Annotated in this window: 14 protein-coding genes; 9 read left to right on the top strand and 5 right to left on the bottom strand. The window is 61.5% G+C overall.

Annotation, left to right across the window (positions count from 1 at the left end; all coding sequences use genetic code 11):
- Window positions 1-8 precede the first annotated feature (8 nt).
- From AC07N4_RS01370 to AC07N4_RS01350, 5 genes are all read left to right on the top strand, one after another.
- Entirely contained in the window at window positions 9-314 is a 306-nt protein-coding gene (locus AC07N4_RS01370; RefSeq protein WP_493064760.1) for a DUF2934 domain-containing protein, read from the top strand.
- Window positions 315-417: 103 nt separating this feature from the next.
- On the top strand, window positions 418-2,577 hold the full coding sequence (gene glgX, locus AC07N4_RS01365) for a glycogen debranching protein GlgX (protein WP_096820271.1): 2,160 nt from the start codon (window positions 418-420) through the stop codon (window positions 2,575-2,577).
- Between the two features lie 251 nt (window positions 2,578-2,828).
- A complete protein-coding gene (locus AC07N4_RS01360) occupies window positions 2,829-3,590 on the top strand; it encodes a PIG-L deacetylase family protein (RefSeq protein WP_096820270.1) in 762 nt (253 codons plus the stop codon).
- A gap of 87 nt (window positions 3,591-3,677) precedes the next feature.
- Entirely contained in the window at window positions 3,678-4,475 is a 798-nt protein-coding gene (locus AC07N4_RS01355; RefSeq protein WP_096820269.1) for an endonuclease/exonuclease/phosphatase family protein, read from the top strand.
- Between the two features lie 431 nt (window positions 4,476-4,906).
- Window positions 4,907-5,977 (top strand): autotransporter domain-containing protein, encoded by a 1,071-nt coding sequence (locus AC07N4_RS01350; RefSeq protein WP_102621364.1) that lies wholly within the window; start codon window positions 4,907-4,909, stop codon window positions 5,975-5,977.
- 54 nt (window positions 5,978-6,031) lie between these two features.
- Here the strand turns inward: AC07N4_RS01350 and glgB are convergent, their stop codons facing one another.
- The 3 genes from glgB to AC07N4_RS01335 all read right to left on the bottom strand — a co-directional run bounded on the left by glgB (window position 6,032) and on the right by AC07N4_RS01335 (window position 13,770).
- Window positions 6,032-8,263, bottom strand: a complete 2,232-nt coding sequence (glgB, locus tag AC07N4_RS01345; RefSeq protein ID WP_102621365.1) for a 1,4-alpha-glucan branching protein GlgB — start codon at window positions 8,261-8,263, stop codon at window positions 6,032-6,034.
- Between the two features lie 2 nt (window positions 8,264-8,265).
- Window positions 8,266-11,607, bottom strand: a complete 3,342-nt coding sequence (gene treS, locus AC07N4_RS01340; protein ID WP_493064759.1) for a maltose alpha-D-glucosyltransferase — start codon at window positions 11,605-11,607, stop codon at window positions 8,266-8,268.
- A 165-nt stretch (window positions 11,608-11,772) separates the two neighbouring features.
- A complete protein-coding gene (locus AC07N4_RS01335) occupies window positions 11,773-13,770 on the bottom strand; it encodes an alpha-1,4-glucan--maltose-1-phosphate maltosyltransferase (protein ID WP_493064758.1) in 1,998 nt (665 codons plus the stop codon).
- A 218-nt stretch (window positions 13,771-13,988) separates the two neighbouring features.
- Between AC07N4_RS01335 and AC07N4_RS01330 the strand changes: the two genes are divergently transcribed.
- The 4 genes from AC07N4_RS01330 (at window position 13,989) to mapR (ending at window position 17,582) form a co-directional block, all read left to right on the top strand.
- On the top strand, window positions 13,989-14,147 hold the full coding sequence (locus tag AC07N4_RS01330; RefSeq protein ID WP_173861372.1) for a hypothetical protein: 159 nt from the start codon (window positions 13,989-13,991) through the stop codon (window positions 14,145-14,147).
- 80 nt (window positions 14,148-14,227) lie between these two features.
- Entirely contained in the window at window positions 14,228-14,461 is a 234-nt protein-coding gene (locus AC07N4_RS01325) for a DUF3203 family protein (protein ID WP_096820264.1), read from the top strand.
- A 195-nt stretch (window positions 14,462-14,656) separates the two neighbouring features.
- Window positions 14,657-16,087 (top strand): cytochrome c oxidase accessory protein CcoG, encoded by a 1,431-nt coding sequence (gene ccoG / locus AC07N4_RS01320; RefSeq protein WP_493064757.1) that lies wholly within the window; start codon window positions 14,657-14,659, stop codon window positions 16,085-16,087.
- Window positions 16,088-16,172: 85 nt separating this feature from the next.
- Window positions 16,173-17,582: a GntR family transcriptional regulator MpaR gene (mapR, locus tag AC07N4_RS01315; protein ID WP_096820262.1), complete on the top strand. Its 1,410-nt coding sequence runs from the start codon at window positions 16,173-16,175 to the stop codon at window positions 17,580-17,582.
- 61 nt (window positions 17,583-17,643) lie between these two features.
- On the opposite strand, the gene AC07N4_RS01310 is transcribed toward mapR, so the two are convergent.
- Complete coding sequence (locus tag AC07N4_RS01310; RefSeq protein ID WP_096820260.1) at window positions 17,644-18,390, bottom strand: SDR family oxidoreductase; 747 nt, start codon at window positions 18,388-18,390, stop codon at window positions 17,644-17,646.
- An 84-nt stretch (window positions 18,391-18,474) separates the two neighbouring features.
- Window positions 18,475-20,556, bottom strand: a complete 2,082-nt coding sequence (locus AC07N4_RS01305) for a putative bifunctional diguanylate cyclase/phosphodiesterase (protein WP_102621370.1) — start codon at window positions 20,554-20,556, stop codon at window positions 18,475-18,477.
- Window positions 20,557-20,591: the final 35 nt, after the last annotated feature.

Genomic DNA, 20,591 nt, shown 5'->3' with positions numbered 1-20,591 from the left:
GCATTGCGATGAGTACCGACGATAAACGCATCCGCGAATTCGCCTATCAGATCTGGGAATCGGAAGGTAAGCCCGAAGGCCATGAAGCCCGCCACTGGGAGATGGCGCGCAAACTGGCCGAAGCCGAAGCTTTGGCACCGAAGAAATCGCCGAAGGCGGCGACTGGCAAAACGGCAGCCACCAAAGCCTCTGCGGCCAAGCCCAAGGCCACGACGGCCAAAGCCAAACCGGCGAGTGCCGCGAAAGTGATTCCGCCAGGCGAAAAAGCCACCGAGAAAAAGCCCCGCGCACCCCGCAAGCCCCCGGCAGCCTGAGGCTTTTCGAACCGTTGAACTGAATGGCCGTGTGGCGGGTTCGCTCGCCACCGAGGGTTCACTCGCCCTTTAAAAATGCCCACCCCGATTTGCAGGAGCAATCATGACCCGTCCAAAGAAAGCCGAGCCCGCCGCACACGCCGAGCCCTCGCGAATCCGTGAAGGCCTGCCCTTCCCGCTCGGCGCGACCTGGGATGGTCTGGGGGTGAACTTTGCGCTGTTTTCCGCCAACGCCACCCGCGTTGAACTGTGCATTTTCGACGATGCCGGCGAAGTCGAACTCGAACGCATCGAACTGCCGGAATATACCGACGAAATCTTCCACGGCTACCTGCCAGACGCGCACCCAGGCCTGATTTACGGCTACCGGGTCTACGGCCCCTACGACCCGGCCAACGGCCACCGCTTCAACCACAACAAATTGCTGATCGATCCCTACGCCAAGCAACTGGTCGGCCAGTTGAAATGGTCCGAAGCGCTGTTCGGCTACACCATCGGCCACCCGGATGCCGACCTCAGTTTCGACGAGCGTGACAGCGCGCCCTTCGTGCCCAAATGCAAGGTCATCGACCCGGCGCACACCTGGGGCAACGACCATCGCGTCAGCGTGCCGTGGGACAAGACCATCATTTACGAAACCCATGTGCGCGGCATCAGCATGCGCCACCCCGCCGTGCCGGATAACGTGCGCGGCACGTTTGCCGGGCTGATGGTCGACGATGTGCTGGAACACATCCGCAAACTCGGCGTGTCCACTGTCGAGCTGCTGCCGATCCACGCCTTCGTCAACGATCAGCACCTGCTGCACAAAGGCATGACCAATTACTGGGGCTACAACAGCATCGCCTTCTTCGCCCCGGACCCGCGTTATCTGGCCAGTGGCAAGATCGCCGAGTTCAAGGAGATGGTCGCGCACCTGCATGAAGCCAATCTCGAAGTGATTCTCGACGTGGTCTACAACCACACCGCCGAGGGCAACGAGCAAGGCCCCACCCTGTCGATGCGCGGGATCGACAACGCTTCGTACTATCGGCTGATGCCGGACGACAAGCGCTTCTACATCAACGATTCCGGCACCGGCAACACCCTCGACCTGAGCCACCCGTGCGTGCTGCAAATGGTCACTGATTCGCTGCGCTACTGGGCCAGTGAAATGCACGTCGATGGTTTCCGCTTTGACCTGGCAACCATTCTTGGCCGCTACCACGACGGTTTCGACGAACGTCACAGCTTCCTCGTCGCCTGCCGCCAGGACCCGGTGCTGCGCCAGGTGAAACTGATCGCCGAGCCGTGGGACTGTGGCCCCGGTGGCTATCAGGTCGGCAACTTCCCGCCGGGTTGGGTCGAATGGAACGACAAGTTCCGCGACACCGTGCGTGCATTCTGGAAAGGTGACGACGGTCAGCTCGCCGACTTCGCCAGCCGCATGACCGCTTCCGGCGAGATGTTCAATCAGCGCGGCCGACGCCCTTACTCGTCAGTGAACTTCGTCACCGCCCACGACGGTTTCACCCTCAACGATCTGGTGTCCTACAACGACAAGCACAACGAGGCCAACGACGAAAACAACCAGGACGGCAGCAACAACAACCTGTCCTGGAACCACGGCGTCGAGGGGCCCACCGACGATCCGGAAATCAATGCGCTGCGTCACCGGCAAATGCGCAACTTCTTCGCCACCCTGCTGCTGGCCCAGGGCACGCCGATGCTGGTGGCCGGCGACGAGTTCGCCCGCACCCAGGACGGCAACAACAACGCCTACTGCCAGGACAGCGAAATCGGTTGGGTCAACTGGGACCTGAGCGAGGACGGCAAGGCGCTGCTCAAATTCGTCAAACGCCTGATCAAACTGCGCCTGACCTACCCGATCCTGCGGCGCGGGCGTTTTCTGGTGGGTGAATACAACGAAGACATCGGGGTCAAGGACGTGACCTGGCTGGCCCCGGACGCCACGGAAATGACCACCGAACACTGGCACGATGCACACAACCGCTGCCTGGGCATGTTGCTCGATGGCCGCGCCCAGGAAACCGGCATCCGCCGTAAAGGCGCCGACGCGACGTTGCTGCTGGTGGTCAACGCCCATCACGACATCGTCAACTTCACGCTGCCGGAAGTGCCTGAAGGCAGTTTCTGGACCTGCATGGTCGACACCAACCAACCGTCGATCCGCGGTCAGGAGCGCTTCGATTTCGGGCATCAATATTCGGTTACAGGGCGCTCGCTGCTGTTGTTTGAACTGCAACGCGACGAAGAAGACTGAGCGCAAGACACCGACACATCGGCCTCCACCGCTGGGTCTGCGATCACGACTTGAGAGTTACGGCACAGCTTGAATAAAAAAAACCGGAGCAGATTGATCTGCAACGCGACGAACCGTGCGTCTTGAGCAATACTCAGCATCGCGGCAATCCAGGGTTCGGAGCGCTGCAGGGTTATCAACCAGCCTTCACGGGTCAGACACGCGTTGCCGTGGGTGACTGAAGGCCAGACTCAACAAGGACGTCCTTCCCCATGAAACCGTTATCTCTCAGCGAAAGCGGCCTGCCGGCGCAAATCTGGAACAGCGCCGCGCAACTCGACAACATCCCCGTCATCAACACCCATAGCCTCGTGCCGCCCGGCGCGCGTGCGGTGGTCATTGCGCCACACCCCGGTGACGAAGTGGTGACCTGCGGCGGCTTGCTGCAACTGTTGTCTTCCCTTGGTCATCCCCTGCAATTGCTCTCGATCACCGACGGCAGCGCCAGCCATCCCGGCTCGCGCCAGTGGTCGGAAAAACGCCTGAGCGTGTTCCGCCCCCAGGAAAGCGTCGAAGCCTTGCGCCGCCTGGGCCTGCCGATGCACAGCCTGAAATGGGTGCGCGGCGGTTTCACCGACAATGCCCTGTTTGAACAGGAAGCCCAATTGACCGAGTTCATCTCGCGTTACCTGCGACCCGGTGACGTGGTGTTCAGCACCTGGTGCGAAGACGGCACCGAAGATCATGAAGTGGTCGGTCGGGCCAGCGCCAAAGCCGCACGACTGGCCGGTGCCAGCTACCACGATGTGCCGGTCTGGGCCTGGCACTGGCCCGAGCGCGATCAGGCACAGATTCCGTGGCACCGCGCGCGCAAGCTGCGCCTCGATACCTGGACCGTCGCGCGCAAAAGCCACGCTACCCACGCCTACGCCAGCCAGTTGAACGGCGAACCGGCCATCGGCATTGCACCGTTGTTGCCCAGGGCTATTCTGGAGCGCATGCGCCTGCCTTATGAAATTGTCTTCGTGGATTGAAGGTCGGGCGCGGGCAGTCACTCAATGTGAACTGCCCGCGCCCGGATCAGTCGCATGAAAAGGCAGTCATGATTCAGAGGAGCGACCGTGTCCAGCGACCCCAAGCGTCACGTCATCGACGCACAGCCCTTGAACCCGTCGACCATCCATCGCCTGCGGGTGTTGACGGTCAACACGCACAAGGGTTTTACCGCACTCAACCGCCGTTTCATTCTTCCGGAGCTGCGTGAAGCGGTGCGCAGTACCCGCGCCGACCTGGTGTTTCTTCAGGAAGTGGTGGGCGAACACGAACGGCATTCGAATCGCTACAACGAGTGGCCGCAAACCTCGCAGTACGAGTTTCTCGCCGACAGCATGTGGAGCGATTTCGCCTACGGCCGCAACGCCGTCTACCCCGACGGCCACCACGGCAATGCCCTGCTGTCGAAGTACCCGATCCGCGAATACCGCAACCTCGATGTCTCGATCACCGGTCCGGAACGCCGCGGTCTGCTGCACTGCGTACTGGATGTACCGGGGCACGATGAGGTTCATGCGATCTGCGTGCACCTGAGCCTGCTCGAAAGCCACCGTCAATTGCAGCTGCAACTGCTCTGTCAGTTGCTCGAGTCCCTGCCGGAGGACGCGCCGGTGATCATCGCCGGCGACTTCAATGACTGGCAGATGCAGGGCAACCTCACCCTCTCCCGCCGCGACTACCTGCACGAAGCCTTCGAGCGTCATCACGGCCGACCGGCCAAGACCTACCCGGCGCGCTTCCCGCTGCTGCGGCTGGACCGGGTCTACCTGCGCAACGCCAGCAGCCATGATCCGCAGATACTCGGCAACAAGCCCTGGACGCATTTGTCGGATCACCTGCCGCTGGCGGTCGAGGTGCATCTGTAGTTCGACCGCGCCGCGAGTGTCTACGCCAGCACCGACTACAGTCGCAATATTGACAGCAATGACCTGCGTGGCCTGGCAGGAAATCCGGGCGTTCGCATCAGTTGGCAAGCCGATAGCAGGCTAAGCAAACGCTCTGTTTCGCGGTTTCAGGTGTGTTTTTCCCTGCAAACAACAACTTAGATATGTGCAGAAAAACAAACGCTTGCAACCTCTGATTTAGCCATACCGCTCATCGTCCAATTTCTTGACGCAGGGACATCGGTCTTCTTAGCTCTACCTTACTACCCCCGGAAACACTACCCGGGGCGGGCCTTCGGACACTTGTGAAAACGGGTGGCTGCGGGTTCGCCTCGCTCCATTCGGTCGCCCCTCGTTCGGGGTAGGAGAGACGCCAAGGCGAGATACCACATGCGCTAGCAAGGTAGATCTTCATGAAAACCTCACTCACCCCACACGAGATCAAAATCACCTTTTGCACCGTTTCAAGTTCTATCTTGCTGTGCTCATCCATGGAGGCGCAGGCGGGTCCTGTGGCGGATGAGACCACGCCCTGGTATCGCCAGGACGTGCCGATCCTGACGCTGCCCGCGACCGTCATCACACCCGACCCGCAACGCTTGAGCCCGCGCCCCGACCTGCGCGGCAACTACCTGATCACCGAAGACCTTGCCCCCTCGGCCTGGGATCAACTCTACGGACAAGCCTCTCGCCAGGCGCAGACCGACATCCTCAACCCCGGGTTCGCGACACCCGGCGGTGGAGCACTCAAAGGACCGCCAGTGCTGACTCTGCAAGGCAGCAGCGGCCAGACCCAACGGATCGGATTGATCGGCGGCACGTACCAGATCCAGGGCAACGGCAACGGCCTGATCGTCAATCGCGCCCTCGTCGATCCGACCACCGACACCCTCAACCTCCAAGGCCAGAGCCTCGGCGCCTACTACAGCCTGACCGGGTCTGAAGGCTGGCACGTCGACCTGTCGGCCAGCGGTGGCCGGGTCAGTGGCTTCAGCCGTAATGAACAGGGCGCGCGCCTGGCCACCGAAGGCAGCGCGATGACGTTCTCGGTGGAGGGCGGTTTCCCGATCGGCTTGAGCGAAAACTGGGTTGTCGAGCCACAGGCGCAGTTGATCAATCAGCGGATCACCCTCGACACGCCCTACGCGGGTTCGGGCAACGCTTCATCGAGTGATATTTCGTCCTGGAGCGGCCGGGTCGGCGCTCGGCTGAAAGGCAGTTACGACCTGAGCGGTCTGCCGGTCGAACCCTACGTTCGCACCAACTTGTGGCACACGGTGTACACCGGCAACACGGTGACCCTCGATCAGGTGGACAAGATCAGCAGCAGCCGCAAGTCATCGACGGTGGAGTTGGGTCTGGGTCTGGTGGCGAAGGTCACGCCGTCGGTGAGCCTGTACGTCAGCGCCGACTACAGCAGTGACGTGGATGACAATGATCTGAACGGGTTGATCGGCAGTCTGGGAATCCGGATGCGCTGGTAAGGACACTTCCAGTCGCCCTGCGGGAGCGAGCCGCTCGCTCCCGCAGGTGCTTCATCAACGTTCGGGCTTGAGGATCAACACCGCCAGTGGCGGCAGATTCAGCTCCAGCGACAACGCCTGGCCATGGCTCGGCACATCATCGGTGAACGCCCCGCCACCATTGCCATAGTTGGAGCCGGCATAGGTGTCGGCATCACTGTTGAGCAACTCGCTCCAGCGCCCGGCAAACGGCACACCCACCCGATACGACTGACGCGGCACTGGCGTGAAGTTGGCCACCACCAGCACCGGCGAACCGTCCTTGCTCCAGCGCAGCCAGGCGTAGACGCTATTGATCGCATCGTCACCGATCAGCCACTGAAACCCTTGCGGCGCATCGTCCTGTTCGTGCAGAGCCGGCTCTTCGCGGTACAAACGGTTGAGGTCGCCAACCAGTTTCTGCACGCCTTTGTGCTCGGAATACTGGAGCAGATACCAGTCCAGTTGTTGATCGTGATTCCACTCGCGCCACTGGCCGAACTCGCAACCCATGAACAGCAGTTTCTTGCCCGGATGGGTCCACATGAAGCTCAGGTAAGCGCGCAGGTTGGCGAATTTCTGCCAGCGGTCGCCGGGCATCTTGTCGATCAGCGAGTGCTTGCCGTGCACCACTTCGTCGTGGGAAATCGGCAGGATGAAACGCTCGGACCAGGCGTAGACCAGACCGAAACTCAGCTCGTTGTGATGATGGGCGCGGTACACCGGATCCTGTTGGATGTAATGCAGCGAATCGTGCATCCAGCCCATGTTCCACTTGTAGGCAAAACCGAGGCCGCCCTGCTGGGTACTTTGACTGACGCCGGGCCACGCCGTGGATTCCTCGGCAATCACTAAAGCTCCCGGTGCTTCCAGCGCCACCACATCATTCAAATGGCGAAGGAAGTCGATGGCTTCCAGATTCTCCCGACCGCCGTGGCGATTGGGCACCCACTCCCCGGCCTTGCGCGAATAGTCGCGGTACAGCATCGATGCCACCGCATCGACCCGCAATCCATCGACGTGGAAATGCTTCAGCCAATGCAACGCCGACGCCAGCATGTAGCCATGCACTTCAGTGCGGCCCAGGTTGTAGATCAGCGTGTCCCAGTCCTGATGAAAGCCTTCCAGCGGGTTGCCGTATTCGTACAGCGCGGTGCCGTCGAACTGCGCCAGGCCATGGGTATCGGTCGGGAAATGCGCCGGCACCCAGTCGAGAATCACGCCGATTTCCGCCTGATGGCAGGCATTGATGAACGCCGCGAACTCGTCCGGCGTGCCGTAACGAGCGCTCGGCGCGAACTGTGACAGCAACTGGTAACCCCAGGAACCGCCAAACGGATGCTCCATGATCGGCATCAGCTCGATGTGGGTGAAGCCCAGTTCCTTGACGTAGGGAATCAGCCGTTCGGCCAGCTCCGGCCAGGTGTACTGGCGCGCCACTTCACCCAGATCGTCGAGCTCGCACTGCCAGGAACCGGCGTGCAGCTCATAGATCGACAGCGGCGCATTGTGTTGCTGGCGCTCGCTGCGTCCGTTCATCCAGTCCTGATCCTGCCAGTCGACTTGCAGCGGCGAGGCGACTTTGGAAGCGGTGTCCGGCGGCAGGCTGGTGGCCAGCGCCATCGGGTCAGCCTTGAGCGGCAGGATGCCGTGAGCGCCGAGGATTTCGTACTTGTACAGATCGCCCGCCTGCAGGCGCGGAATGAACAACTCCCAGACCCCGGACGGATGCCGCAGACGCATCGGATGCCGACGCCCGTCCCAGACGTTGAAGTCGCCGACCACCGACACCCGCCTGGCATTCGGCGCCCACACGGCAAACCGCACGCCGTCGACGCCATCGACGGTTTTCAGCTGCGCACCGAGGCAACCGCTGAGGTCGCGATGATTGCCCTCGGCGAACAGGTACAAATCCATTTCACCGAGCAACGGCCCGAAGCTGTAGGGGTCTTCCGCGACCTGTTCGCCACCGGCCCAGCGGGTGCGCAACTGATACGGCCGCGAAGGCTCGAAATGCCCGACGAACAGCCCCGGCGTTTCGGTCGCCTCCAGCGGACCGCGCTCCTCGCCGGTGTCCTTGTCCAGCACCGTGACACTCAATGCACCGGGCAGATATGCCCGGATGAACTGCCCGCCGGCACCATCGCCGTGGGGTCCGAGAATGGAAAACGGGTCCTGATGTTCTGCGCGCACCAAGGCATCGATGTCCTTCGCCCTAGGCAGCAAGCGTTCTTTAACGTGACCCTGTTCCTTGTTCGAGAAACTCATGACTACTCTCCACCAAGATCGGAAAAGGGTTCAAGCCCCGTCAATAACCCATACAAACCGTGCAACGGCACGGGCAGCCAGGTGGGGCGATTTTCGGCTTCATAGGCCACCTCGTAGGCCGCTTTCTCCAGGCCGAACAACGCCAGTGCGGCGTCGGCACCTTCAGGATCTTGCCAGGCATGATCAAGACTAGCTGCCGCCCGGCGATATGCCTCGACAAATGCTTCGCGGGCCTCACGCAAATAGCGTTCGGCGACCCGGCGACGCGCCGCCTCTGCTTCGGGACTGTTGTCGACGTTGTGCACATTGATGGTCATCGCGGCGGCGTAATCGAATGAGCGCAGCACCCCGCTGACATCCTTGTACGGGCTGTGCTTGCCACGGCGCTCGGCCAGTGGCCGCGCCGGTTCGCCTTCGAAGTCGATCAGGTACGCATCGCCCTTGATCACCAGTACCTGGCCCAGATGCAGGTCGCCATGGACGCGGATGCGCAAGCCGCCGGCGGATTTTTTCGCCAGCTCCTGCACATGGGCGAGGATGGTTTTCTTGTGGTCGAGCAGACGACCGACCAGCTTCTGATCCGCCGCATCAAGTTCGCCCTGATGCTGCTTGAGCAGCTTCAGCGCATGCTCGACCTGAGCGCCCACGTCCTTGCCGGTCGCCTGCGCATCCTTGGCCGAGCTGACCTGCGGTGCGAAGTCCTTGTTGTCGCTCGGCGCCGCCAGCACCTGATGCATTTCCCCCAGACGCTGACCCAGCATGCCGGCGAAATCCTTCAGCTCGCCGAGCGCGTTGTAGTGTTGCGACTGTTCGGAAACGGCATCCGCCAGTTCGTCGCGCAACGCCCGTTCGAGGTTGTTCTGCGTCCATTCCCAGGCGTCGCCCTGATTGCTCAAGTAGCCTTGGGCGATCATCAGCAAGTTGTCTTCGCCCTTCCCGTCGCGACGAATCACCGAGCCGAGCAGCGGGGAGATATTGGCAAACCCGGCGGCGGTCAGATAAGCGCTCATCTCCAGTTCCGGGTGTACGCCGGACGCGACTTTGCGGATCAGCTTGAGCACCAGACTGTTGCCGATCACCACCGAACTGTTGGACTGCTCGGCGGACAGGTAGCGCACTTCGGATTCCGCACCGAGGCCGAGCTTGTCCAGTTGCGGCGTGGACTCGAAACGGATTTCTCCGTCACTCGATTCCAGCACCGTGCCACTCTGCATACCTTGCAGCACCGCGCGAATGAACGCTTCAAGGCTGAAGGCATCGGTGATCAGCCCGACCTGACGCACCCGACGCACCCGCGCCAGGGCCAATTGCTGCGGCAAGGCCGGTCCGACCTGATCTTCCGAAATGAAGCCGAACGGCAATTGGTAACGGCTGGTCTGCCCGCCGCTGCTGACTTCGATTTCGCTGAGCAACACCGGATGCTGCGCGTCGCCGAAACGCACGCCATAGGCCAGCCGGACTTGCTCGATGACCGCATCCTTGCCGGCGAACCAGCGGCGATTCTGCAACCAGTTCGGCAGGATGCCCTGTTCGAGGGTGACCCGGGACGGCGCCTCGAGCAGTTCCTCCATGCGTTTTTTCAGCACCAGCGTGGTGAAGTCCGGCAGGCTCTGCGCCGGTTCGACGTGCCAGCTCGGCATCTGGTTTTCCGCCGCCAGACCGAACCAGTAGAAGCCGTACGGCGCCAGGGTCAGCAGGAAGTTCAACTGACCGATAGGCGGAAACGCATTACCGCCGAGCATCTCCACCGGCACCATGCCCACATAGGCCGAAAGGTCCAGCTCCACGGCCTGAGCGCTGCGCGAGACGTTGGCCACGCACAGGATGATTTCGTGTTTGCCGTCCGGCCCGGTGTATTCGCGGGTGTAGGCCAGAACGCGACGGTTGGCCGGCGACAGCATCTTCAAGGTGCCGCGACCGAAGGCCTTGGACTGCTTGCGCACGGTCAGCAGGCGACGAGTCCAGTTCAGCAGCGAATGCGGGTCACCGGCCTGGGTTTCGACGTTGACCGACTGATAACCGTACTGCGGGTCCATGATCGGCGGCAGCACCAGGCTGGCCGGGTCGGCCCTGGAGAATCCGCCGTTGCGGTCGATCGACCATTGCATCGGCGTGCGCACGCCATCGCGGTCGCCGAGGTAGATATTGTCGCCCATGCCGATCTCATCGCCGTAATACAGGGTCGGCGTGCCGGGCATCGACAGCAGCAGACTGTTGAGCAATTCGATACGCCGACGGTCGCGCTCCATCAATGGCGCCAGACGCCGGCGAATGCCAAGATTGATCCGCGCACGGCGGTCGGCGGCGTAGTAGTTCCACAGGTAGTCGCGCTCCTTGTCGGTGACCATTTCCAGCGTCAGTTCATCGTGGTTGCGCAGGAAAATCGCCCATTGGCAGTTGGCCGGGATCTCCGGGGTCTGGCGCAGGATGTCGGTGATCGGGAAGCGATCTTCCTGGGCCAGCGCCATGTACATGCGCGGCATCAGCGGGAAGTGAAACGCCATGTGGCATTCGTCGCCGTTGACGCCCTCGGCGTCGGTGTCACCGAAGTACAGCTGGGTGTCTTCCGGCCATTGGTTGGCCTCGGCCAGCAGCATGCGGTCCGGGTAGTTGGCGTCGATCTCGGCGCGGATCTGCTTGAGGACGTCGTGGGTCTCCGGCAGGTTTTCATTGTTGGTGCCGTCGCGCTCGATCAGGTACGGAATGGCATCCAGCCGCAAGCCGTCAATGCCCATGTCCAGCCAATAGCGCATCACCGACAGCACGGCTTTCATGACTTGCGGGTTGTCGAAATTCAGATCCGGCTGGTGCGAATAGAAACGGTGCCAGAAGTATTGGCCGGCCACCGGGTCCCAGGTCCAGTTGGACTTTTCGGTGTCGAGGAAAATGATCCGGGTGCCGTCGTACTTCTGGTCGTCATCGGACCACACATAGAAGTCGCGGGCCGCTGAACCGGGCTTGGCCTTGCGTGCTCTTTGGAACCACGGGTGCTGATCCGAGGTGTGGTTGATGACCAGTTCGGTGATCACCCGCAAACCACGCTTGTGCGCCTCGGCGATGAAGCGTTTGGCGTCGGCCATCGTCCCGTAATCGCTGTGTACGCCACGGTATTCGGCGATGTCGTAACCGTCATCGCGCCGTGGCGAGGGGTAGAACGGCAACAGCCAGATGGTGTTGACGCCAAGATCGGCGATGTAATCGAGTTTGGCGATCAGGCCGGGAAAATCGCCGATCCCGTCGTTGTTGGAGTCGAAAAAGGATTTGACGTGGACTTGATAGATAACCGCGTCCTTGTACCAGAGCGGGTCCTTGATGAAGGTGGCTGACTTGGGTTTCTTCGCCATGTGAAACTCCTGATCAATGCAATAAGGGCGACCCGCGCAGATCGACAGATCGTTCCCACGCTCTGCGTGGGAATGCCGCCATGGACGCTCTGCGTCCGCCGTTGGGACGCGGAGCGTCCCGAGATGCGTTCCCACGCAGAGCGTGGGAACGATCTGTGAGTCAGTTCAAAAGGCGGTGATCCGCCAGATCCCGAACGGCTGATAAGCCGGGTCGATCCGCATGAACTGGTACTTGCCGTGCCAGTCCCAGCGATGGCCGTTCATCAGGTCTTCGCCGTGGGTGGTGGCGTCGTCCGGCAGGCCCATCTCCCACAGTGGCAATTCAAAATTGGCCTCCTGCACGTGGTGCGGATCGAGACTGACGGCCACCAGAATGAAATTGCTGCCATCGGCGCTGCGCTTGCCGAAGTAAAGAATGTTGTCGTTCCAGGCGTTGTAGATCTTCAGGCCCAGATGGCTGTGCAGCGCCGGGTTCTGCCGGCGGATGCGATTGAGCTGGGCGATCTCGGCGATGATGTTGTCGGGCGCATTGAAGTCGCGGACGCGGATCTCGTACTTCTCGGAATCGAGGTATTCCTCCTTGCCCGGCACCGGCGCCGATTCGCACAGTTCGAACCCCGAGTACATGCCCCACAGGCCCGAGCCCATGGTCGCCAGCGCCGCACGAATGAGAAACCCCGGACGCCCCGACTCATGCAGGAACGCCGGGTTGATATCCGGTGTGTTGACGAAGAAATTCGGCCGGTAGCACTCGCGCCACGGCGATTCGTTGAGTTCGCTGAAATAGCTCGCCATTTCGGCCTTGGTGTTGCGCCAGGTGAAATAGGTGTAGCTCTGGGTGTAACCGACCTTGCCCAGCCGCGCCATCATCGCCGGGGTGGTGAACGCTTCGGCGAGGAAGATCACTTCCGGGTACAGCGTGCGCACATCGGCGATCAGCCATTGCCAGAACGGCAGCGGTTTGGTGTGCGGGTTGTCGACGCGAAAGATCTTTACGCCCTCCTCGACCCAGCCGACGACGATGTCGCGCAGCTCGACCCACAGGCTCGGAATCGCTTCCGGCGCATAGAAGTCGACGTTAACGATGTCCTGGTATTTCTTCGGCGGGTTCTCCGCGTATTTGATCGTGCCGTCCGGCCGCCAGTTGAACCAGCCCGGATGCTGCTTGAGCCACGGGTGATCCTGGGAACACTGGATGGCGAAATCGAGGGCGATTTCCAGACCATGATCAGCGGCAGCCGTCACCAGTCGACGAAAGTCCTCGCGAGTGCCGAGCTGCGAATGAATCGCTTCGTGCCCACCCTCTTCACTGCCGATCGCATACGGGCTGCCCGGATCGTCCGGCCCAGCAGTCAGGGAGTTGTTGCGGCCCTTGCGGTGGCTACGACCGATCGGGTGGATTGGCGTGAAATACAGCACGTCGAAGCCCATGTCCTGAATCATCGGCAACCGCGCGTGCACATCATTGAAGGTACCGTGACGGGCGGGATCGTCGGTGATCGAGCGGGGAAACAGCTCGTACCAACTGGCGAACTCGGCCAGTTCGCGCTCGACGTCCAGCGGAAATTCATTGCTGATGCTCAGATACGGGCGGTGATCGGCCTCGGTCATCAGTTGTGCACTCTGCGGGTGCAGAAACAGCGCCACCTGCTCGGTTTCGAGCAGCCCGGACAATTCGTGGTGCAGCGCCGCCAGCCGCTCACTGAGCGGGCCTTCGCTGCGTTCGGCCGCCTGTTGCACCATCGTGCGGCCCTCTTGCAACTCCAGGCTGACCGGGACGGCGGCGGTGTGCTTTTTCTCCAGTTCGTACTGAAAACTGGCGAACAGGTCGATCCAGGCTTCGATCAGGTACAGATAGCGACCCATGCGTTGAGGACGGAACCGGCCCTCCCAGCCATTGTTGCCCTGATCGGCCATGACTTCGCTTTGCCAGACTTCCTCGCCTTCTTCGCGCCAGCGGATGCGCACCGCCAGTTTGTCGTGACCATCGGCGAAGATCTTGCTGGTGACCACGATTTCGCGCCCGACCACAGCCTTGACGGCAAACTGCCCGCCCTCCAGCGAAGGCTGAGTGTTTTCGATGACGATGCGTGGCAGCAGCAACGCCTGCGACAACGGAATGTGCGGGTTGTAGCTCTGTTCGGAGGGTTTTTCAGCAGTCATTGAGCATCTCTCCTTAACGCCCCAAGGACGCTCGCTTGCCTGTTTGGCGATCACGGCCGGGCCTGCGCCCGACGATGAACTCTCTCAGGTTCCGAGCGACCCTCGCCGGCAAAAGTTCACAGGGATTTGCCCCGCCACAAAATCGGATCGAATTCGCGGTGAAGTGGTCAACCCACTTAAGCACTTCTCACGCCATGTGCCACACGGAGGTTCATCTGATGAGTATTCCGATCCCCGCTGAAACGCCCGATCCGAACATCGACAAACCCGTCCTGCCCGAAACCGAGCCGCAGCCGATCCCCGAACAGGAGCCACCGGGCACCACGCCGCCGCCCAAGGAAGAGCCACCGACGACCATGCCGCCAGTGATCGTCTAGCGACCATTAATCGGTTGCGCAGAACGATCACTCGGGGCTGCGCCCTAACCTTTCAACACCCTTGGAAAAAGGACAGCCCCATGACCGTGCGCATCGAAAACCAGACCTGTTTTTTCGCCACCGAAAACGGTGAGCAGATTCGCCTGTGCGGTGACCTGACAATAATCACCGACAGTGAAAAATCGATGTCAGCCGTGGAAATCGAAGGCCGGCGCATTTACATCACAGAAGCTGAAGCCGATGCGCTGACCGTCGCAGGCGCCCGAGACGGACGCAAACATCTCAAGGCCACCGACAGTGATTCGGTGATTTGACTGACCCCGATCAAGATCCTGCGCAGACGTCTGGGATAGGCATCTGCGCCCCGCCCTGCCAGCTGCTTCAAGTTGTCGCAGGGCTGGGCACAAAAGCCATCTGATACGCTTTTTATTGAAATACCTGAGTCTGTTATGCAAACAGATCGGCGCTCATAGTTCACTGGCCTGATGGAGGCTGATGAGCGAACGACCATGAGCGAACGAATCCCCGTCCGAACCGTAGAAGCAACGCCTCACATAAAAAAAGTACCGGCGCGCCCAATGAAGGCGAAGAACGCCACCAGCGACAACCAGATCTTCACCCGCAGCTTCACCGGCCTGTTCCGCACCTTGCGCATGAGCGGCGCGGGGTTTCTGTTCCTGTTGTTTTTCGGCACCGTGTGGCTGAACTGGGGCGGACGTCAGGCGGTGCTCTGGGACCTTTCCGAAAGCAAGTTCCACATCTTTGGCGCGACCTTCTGGCCGCAGGACTTCATTCTGCTGTCGGCGCTGCTGATCATCGCCGCGTTCGGCCTGTTCGCCATCACCGTGTTCGCAGGCCGGGTCTGGTGTGGTTACACCTGTCCGCAGAGTTCGTGGACGTGGATCTTCATGTGGTGCGAGAAGATCACCGAAGGCGAGCGTAACCAGCGGATCAAGCTGCAAGCTGCACCGTGGAGCCTGAACAAACTGGCACGGCGTGCGGCCAAGCACACACTGTGGCTGGCGATCAGCGTGCTGACCGGCCTGACCTTTGTCGGCTACTTCACCCCCATCCGCCCGCTGGCCGAAGAACTGCTGACCCTGCAGATCGGCGGTGTCAGTCTGTTCTGGGTGCTGTTTTTCACCGGCGCCACCTACATCAATGCCGGCTGGCTGCGCGAAGCGGTGTGCATGCACATGTGCCCGTATGCGCGGTTCCAGAGCGTGATGTTCGACAAGGACACCCTGGCAATTTCCTACGACGTGGCCCGTGGCGAAAACCGTGGACCGCGCAAACGTGACGTGAAGCCGGCCGAAGCCGGCCTCGGTGATTGCATCGACTGCCAGTTGTGCGTGCAGGTCTGCCCGACCGGCATCGACATCCGCGACGGCCTGCAAATGGAATGCATCGGCTGCGCAGCGTGCATCGACGCCTGCGATTCGATCATGGACAAGATGAATTACGCCCGTGGTTTGATCCGCTACACCTCGGAGCGTGAATTGCAGGGTGGCAAGACGCACTTGCTGCGTCCAAGGCTGATCGGTTACGTCGCGGTGCTGGTGCTGATGATCGGTGCCCTCGCCCTGGCCCTGGTCGAACGGCCGATGGTGTCGCTGGACGTGACCAAGGACCGTGGTCTGTTCCGCGAGAACGGCCAGGGCCAGATCGAAAACATCTACACCCTCAAAGTCATCAACAAGACCCAACAGCGCCAGGACTACAACCTGAGCCTGGTGGATGGCGACGGCTTCCAGCTGCAAGGCAAGACCGAGCTGAGCCTGGCGGCGGGCGAGATCGTCGATGTGCCGGTGTCGGTGGCGATGACCACGGATCGCCCGGCCAGCAGCTCGCAGACCTTGAGCTTCAAGATTGCCGACAGCGATGAGCCCGAGGTTTATAGCGTGGCGAAGAGCCGGTTTGTTGCGCCGATGAATCGTTGAACCTTTAAGATGCAACCCTTTGTGCCAATGGCGCTGCGCCCATTGGCACAACCGTTTTCCAAATCCCATCCATTGCAGGACACCGATGAAACGCTACGAAAAATTCGCCGACGACATCGCTGAACTGATCCGCTCCGGCGTCCTCGGCCCCGGTCAGCGGGTGCCGTCGGTGCGCTACGCGAGCCAGACCTATGGCGTCAGCCCGTCCACGGTGTTCCAGGCCTATTACCTGCTGGAACGTCGCGGCCTGATCCGCGCCCGGCCGCGCTCCGGCTACTTCGTCAACACCCACGCCCCGAGCCCGTTCTCGGAGCCGGTGATCAGCAGCCAGGTCAACGAATCCACCAAGGTCGACGTCAGCGAGCTGGTGTTCTCGGTACTGGAATCGATCAAGGACCCGAGCACCGTACCGTTCGGCTCGGCATTCCCCAGCCCCGAGCTGTTCCCGCTACAACGCCTGTCACGTTCGCTGGCCAGCGCCGCCCGGGAAATGGACCCGCGCATGGTGGTCACCGACATGTCGCCGGGCAACCCGCAACTGCGCCGGCAGATCGCCCTGCGCTACATGGTCGGCGGGCTGATGCTGCCGATGGAGGAACTGCTGATCACCAATGGCGCCCTCGAAGCGCTGAACCTGTGCCTGCAAGCGGTGACCGAACCCGGCGACCTGGTCGCCATCGAAGCCCCGGCGTTCTACGCCAGCCTGCAAGTACTGGAGCGGCTGAAACTCAAAGCCGTGGAAATCCCCGTGCACCCGCGCGACGGTATCGACCTCGGTGTGCTCGCCCAGACCCTGGAGCGGCATCCGATCAAGGCCTGCTGGTGCATGACCAGTTTCCAGAACCCGATGGGCGCGACCATGCCCGAGGCCAAGAAACAGGAACTGGTGGAACTGCTGAAACGCCATCAAGTGCCGCTGATCGAAGACGACGTCTACGCCGAACTCTATTACGGCCAGCAGGCGCCGAAACCGGCCAAAGCCTTCGACACCGAAGGCCTGGTGATGCATTGCGGCTCGTTTGCCAAAAGCCTGGCTCCCGGCTACCGCATCGGCTGGGTCGCCGCCGGACGCTACGCGCAGAAGATCGAACGCCTGAAACTGATGACCTCACTCTGCGCCTCGATGCCGGCCCAGGCGGCCATCGCCGATTACCTGCAACACGGCGGCTACGACCGTCACCTGCGCAAATTGCGCTATGCCCTCGAAGAACAGCAAAGCGCCATGCTCGCGGCCATCGCCCGCTACTTCCCGGCCCAGACCCGCGTGAGCCAACCGGCCGGCGGCTATTTCCTGTGGCTGGAACTGCCACCGCAGATGGATTCGTTGAAGTTGTTTCAGATGGCGTTGGCGCAGGGCATCAGCATTGCGCCGGGGCCGATTTTTTCGCCGACGCAAAGATTCAGGAATTGCATCCGGTTGAACTACGGCAGCCCGTGGACCGAGAGTTCGGAGAAGGCGATGGAGACGTTGGGGCGGATTGTGCGGTCGTTCTGAGGATCACTGCCGTGTTGATCGTTCCCACGCAGACGGTTCGACGTGGGAACGATCATTAAGCTTAACGCCCGCCGCCGAGATCAACGAAGGTCCCCGTCGCATACGAAGCCTTGTCCGACAGCAACCACACAATCGCCTCCGCCACTTCATCCGGCCGCCCGCCTCGGGCCATCGGAATCGCCGACTCCAGCTTGCTGACCCGATCCGGATCGCCGCTCAAGGCGTGGAAATCGGTGTAGATGTAGCCCGGGCGCACCGCGTTGACCCGAATCCCCTCGCCCGCCACTTCCTTGGACAGACCGATGGTGAACGTGTCGAGCGCGCCCTTGGACGCGGCGTAGTCGACGTACTCATTCGGAGAGCCCAGGCGCGCAGCGACCGAGGAGACGTTGACGATGCTGCCGCCCTGCCCGCCGTGTTTGGGCGACATGCGCAGGATCGCATGCTTGGCGCAGAGAATCGGCGCCAGAACGTTGGTTTTCATGATTTTGAGGATGCGGAATTCGGACATTTCGTCGACCCGCGATTTGTGCCCGACGGTGCCGGCGTTGTTCACCAGGGCGGTGACCCGGCCCAGCTCCGTGTCGACCCGATGAAACAGGCCGATCACTTCGTCTTCGATACTGACATCGGCGCGCACGGCAATGGCAGTGGCGCCGCGTTCACGCACCTGGTCGAGTACGTGGTGGGCTGCCTGTTCGTCCGTCTGGTAATTGATGCAGATCCGATAGCCTTGCTCGGCAGCCAACAGCGCAGTGGCGGCCCCGATTCCGCGACCGCCGCCAGTGATCACAATGACTTTATCCATGCAGGCTTTCCCCCCAATGCACACGTAACAGTCGCAGGAAGAATAACCGTCATTGCGGGGTTTTGCATGGCCTGTGTCAGTCGTTCAGTTCACCGCCAATGGCTTGCCACGCACGATGTCCTGCAGGAAGCGATCCGCCGGCATCGGGTGGCCGAGCAGATAACCCTGCAGCGAATCGCAGCCCAGTTGCGTCAAAAAGTCCTGCTGCACGCCGGTCTCCACGCCTTCGGCCACGATGCGCAGGCCCAGCGCCTGACCGAGCGCGACAATCGCCGAGACGATGGCGGCGTCGTCGCTGTCATGCTCCAGGTCGCGGACAAAACCGCGATCGATCTTCAACTCGTTGGCCGGCAGGCGCTTGAGGTACATCAGGCTCGAATAACCGGTGCCGAAGTCATCGATGGAAAGATCGACGCCCATGTCGGACAGTTCCTGCAACACCGTCATGCTCGCGTCGGCATCGCTCATGGCCGTGGTTTCGGTGATTTCCAGGGTCAGACTGTTGGCCGGCAAGTGGTGAGTGGCCAAGGCCTTGGCGACGCTTTGCACCAGCCCGGTGTGGCAGAACTGCAACGCCGACAGGTTCACCGCGATTCGCCAGTCGGTGTAGCCCAGCACGTACCACTCGCGCATCTGTCGGCAGGCTTCGTTGAGTACCCATTCGCCGATCGGAATGATGAGCCCGGTCTTTTCGGCCAGGTCGATGAACTTGTCCGGCATCAGCATGCCGTGGAGCGGGTGCTCCCAGCGCAGCAACGCTTCGGCACCGACCGGACGACCGTCGGCCGCGTGGAACTTGGGTTGGTAATGCAGGCTGAACTGACTGTGTTCCAGCGCCGCACGCAGGTCCTGCAACAGTTGCAGTTGCTTGCGGGCGTTGCTGTTCATCGAGGCGTCGAAGAAGCTGTAGCCGTTTTTACCGCCGCCCTTGGCGTGGTACATCGCGGCGTCGGCGTTCATCAGCAGTTCCTGAGCGTTCTGGCCGTTGCCCGGATACAGGGCAATACCGACGCTGGCGGAAATCTGCAGGTCATGCTCGGCCACGCGGAACGACTGCGCGATCAAGCCGACCTGACGTGCCGCCAGGCCCAGCGCATCGTTGGGCTCGGTCAGGCGCACCAGCAGGACAAATTCATCGCCGCCGATCCGTGCCAGCGTGTCGAGACTGCGCAAATCTTCACGCAGACGCACCGCCACTTCGCGCAGCAACTGGTCGCCCATGTGGTGACCGAAAGCGTCGTTGACCGGTTTGAAGCCGTCCAGATCGATGAACATCAGCGCAAAACAACCGCCCTGCTCGTTGACCTTTTTCATCGCCTGATTGATCCGGTCGTCCAGCAGCATGCGGTTCGGCAGGCCGGTCAGGGTGTCGTGCAGGGCCAGTTGGGTCAGTTCGCGGTTGGCCACGGTCAACGAATGGGCCAGATCGGCGGTGCGCGCTTCGAGGCGGGCATCGAGAATCGAGGTCAGCAGTGCGATGCTCAGCACCGCGAGCGTGGTGATCAGCACCAGATTATCGAGGCCATTGCCATTCAGACCGCTGAGCGCTGCGCCGCAGAAACTGCCTTCGGGAAACCGCGCTGCCGCCATGCCGGTGTAGTGCATGCCGACAATCGCGATGCCCATGACGATGGCTGCGCCGGCACGAAACAGGCGCACATAAGGCGAATGCTGACGAAGACGAAAGGCAATCCACAATGCGGCGGCCGAAGCGCCGACGGCGATCAGCAGCGAAGCGCCGAACAGCGCCGGATCGTAATCGATGCCCGGTTGCATGCGCATCGCGGCCATGCCGGTGTAGTGCATGGCGCTGATGCCGGCGCCCATGATCAAGGCGCCGAAGGCCAGTTGCCAGGCCGGCAGTTTCGGCTGGCTGACCAGCCACAGCGCAAAACCGCAGGACAGCACGGCGATCAGCAATGAAAGCGCCGTGATCGGAATGTCATAACCCAGGCTGATCGGCAGTTTGAAGGCCAGCATGCCGATGAAGTGCATCGACCAGACGCCGATGCCCATGGCGAACGCCCCGCCGGCCGTCCACAAATGCACGGCGCGACCCTTGGCGGTGGCGATGCGCCCTGTAAGGTCGAGCGCGGTATAGGACGCGAGGATCGCCACACACAGCGAAATGAAAACCAGCGTGAAGGAATAACTACCGATGAGCATGAGAATTCTCGTGACCACCCCACCGTACTGCTTCC

The sequence above is a fragment of the Pseudomonas sp. GW821-FHT09E04 genome, assembly GCF_059416185.1.
Note: the sequence above shows the minus strand (reverse complement) of the source record. Positions and strands in the feature narration are given on the sequence as shown.

Excerpts from the sequence above, each read along its gene's own strand:
- ccoG (WP_493064757.1), top strand. The coding sequence starts at position 14,657 with ATGAGCGAACGAATCCCCGTCCGAACCGTAGAAGCAACGCCTCACATA.
- treS (WP_493064759.1), bottom strand. The coding sequence starts at position 11,607 with ATGGCGAAGAAACCCAAGTCAGCCACCTTCATCAAGGACCCGCTCTGG.
- mapR (WP_096820262.1), top strand. The coding sequence starts at position 16,173 with ATGAAACGCTACGAAAAATTCGCCGACGACATCGCTGAACTGATCCGC.
- AC07N4_RS01360 (WP_096820270.1), top strand. The coding sequence starts at position 2,829 with ATGAAACCGTTATCTCTCAGCGAAAGCGGCCTGCCGGCGCAAATCTGG.
- glgX (WP_096820271.1), top strand. The coding sequence starts at position 418 with ATGACCCGTCCAAAGAAAGCCGAGCCCGCCGCACACGCCGAGCCCTCG.
- AC07N4_RS01310 (WP_096820260.1), bottom strand. The coding sequence starts at position 18,390 with ATGGATAAAGTCATTGTGATCACTGGCGGCGGTCGCGGAATCGGGGCC.
- AC07N4_RS01335 (WP_493064758.1), bottom strand. The coding sequence starts at position 13,770 with ATGACTGCTGAAAAACCCTCCGAACAGAGCTACAACCCGCACATTCCG.
- AC07N4_RS01370 (WP_493064760.1), top strand. The coding sequence starts at position 9 with ATGAGTACCGACGATAAACGCATCCGCGAATTCGCCTATCAGATCTGG.
- AC07N4_RS01350 (WP_102621364.1), top strand. The coding sequence starts at position 4,907 with ATGAAAACCTCACTCACCCCACACGAGATCAAAATCACCTTTTGCACC.
- AC07N4_RS01325 (WP_096820264.1), top strand. The coding sequence starts at position 14,228 with ATGACCGTGCGCATCGAAAACCAGACCTGTTTTTTCGCCACCGAAAAC.
- glgB (WP_102621365.1), bottom strand. The coding sequence starts at position 8,263 with ATGAGTTTCTCGAACAAGGAACAGGGTCACGTTAAAGAACGCTTGCTG.
- AC07N4_RS01305 (WP_102621370.1), bottom strand. The coding sequence starts at position 20,556 with ATGCTCATCGGTAGTTATTCCTTCACGCTGGTTTTCATTTCGCTGTGT.
- AC07N4_RS01330 (WP_173861372.1), top strand. The coding sequence starts at position 13,989 with ATGAGTATTCCGATCCCCGCTGAAACGCCCGATCCGAACATCGACAAA.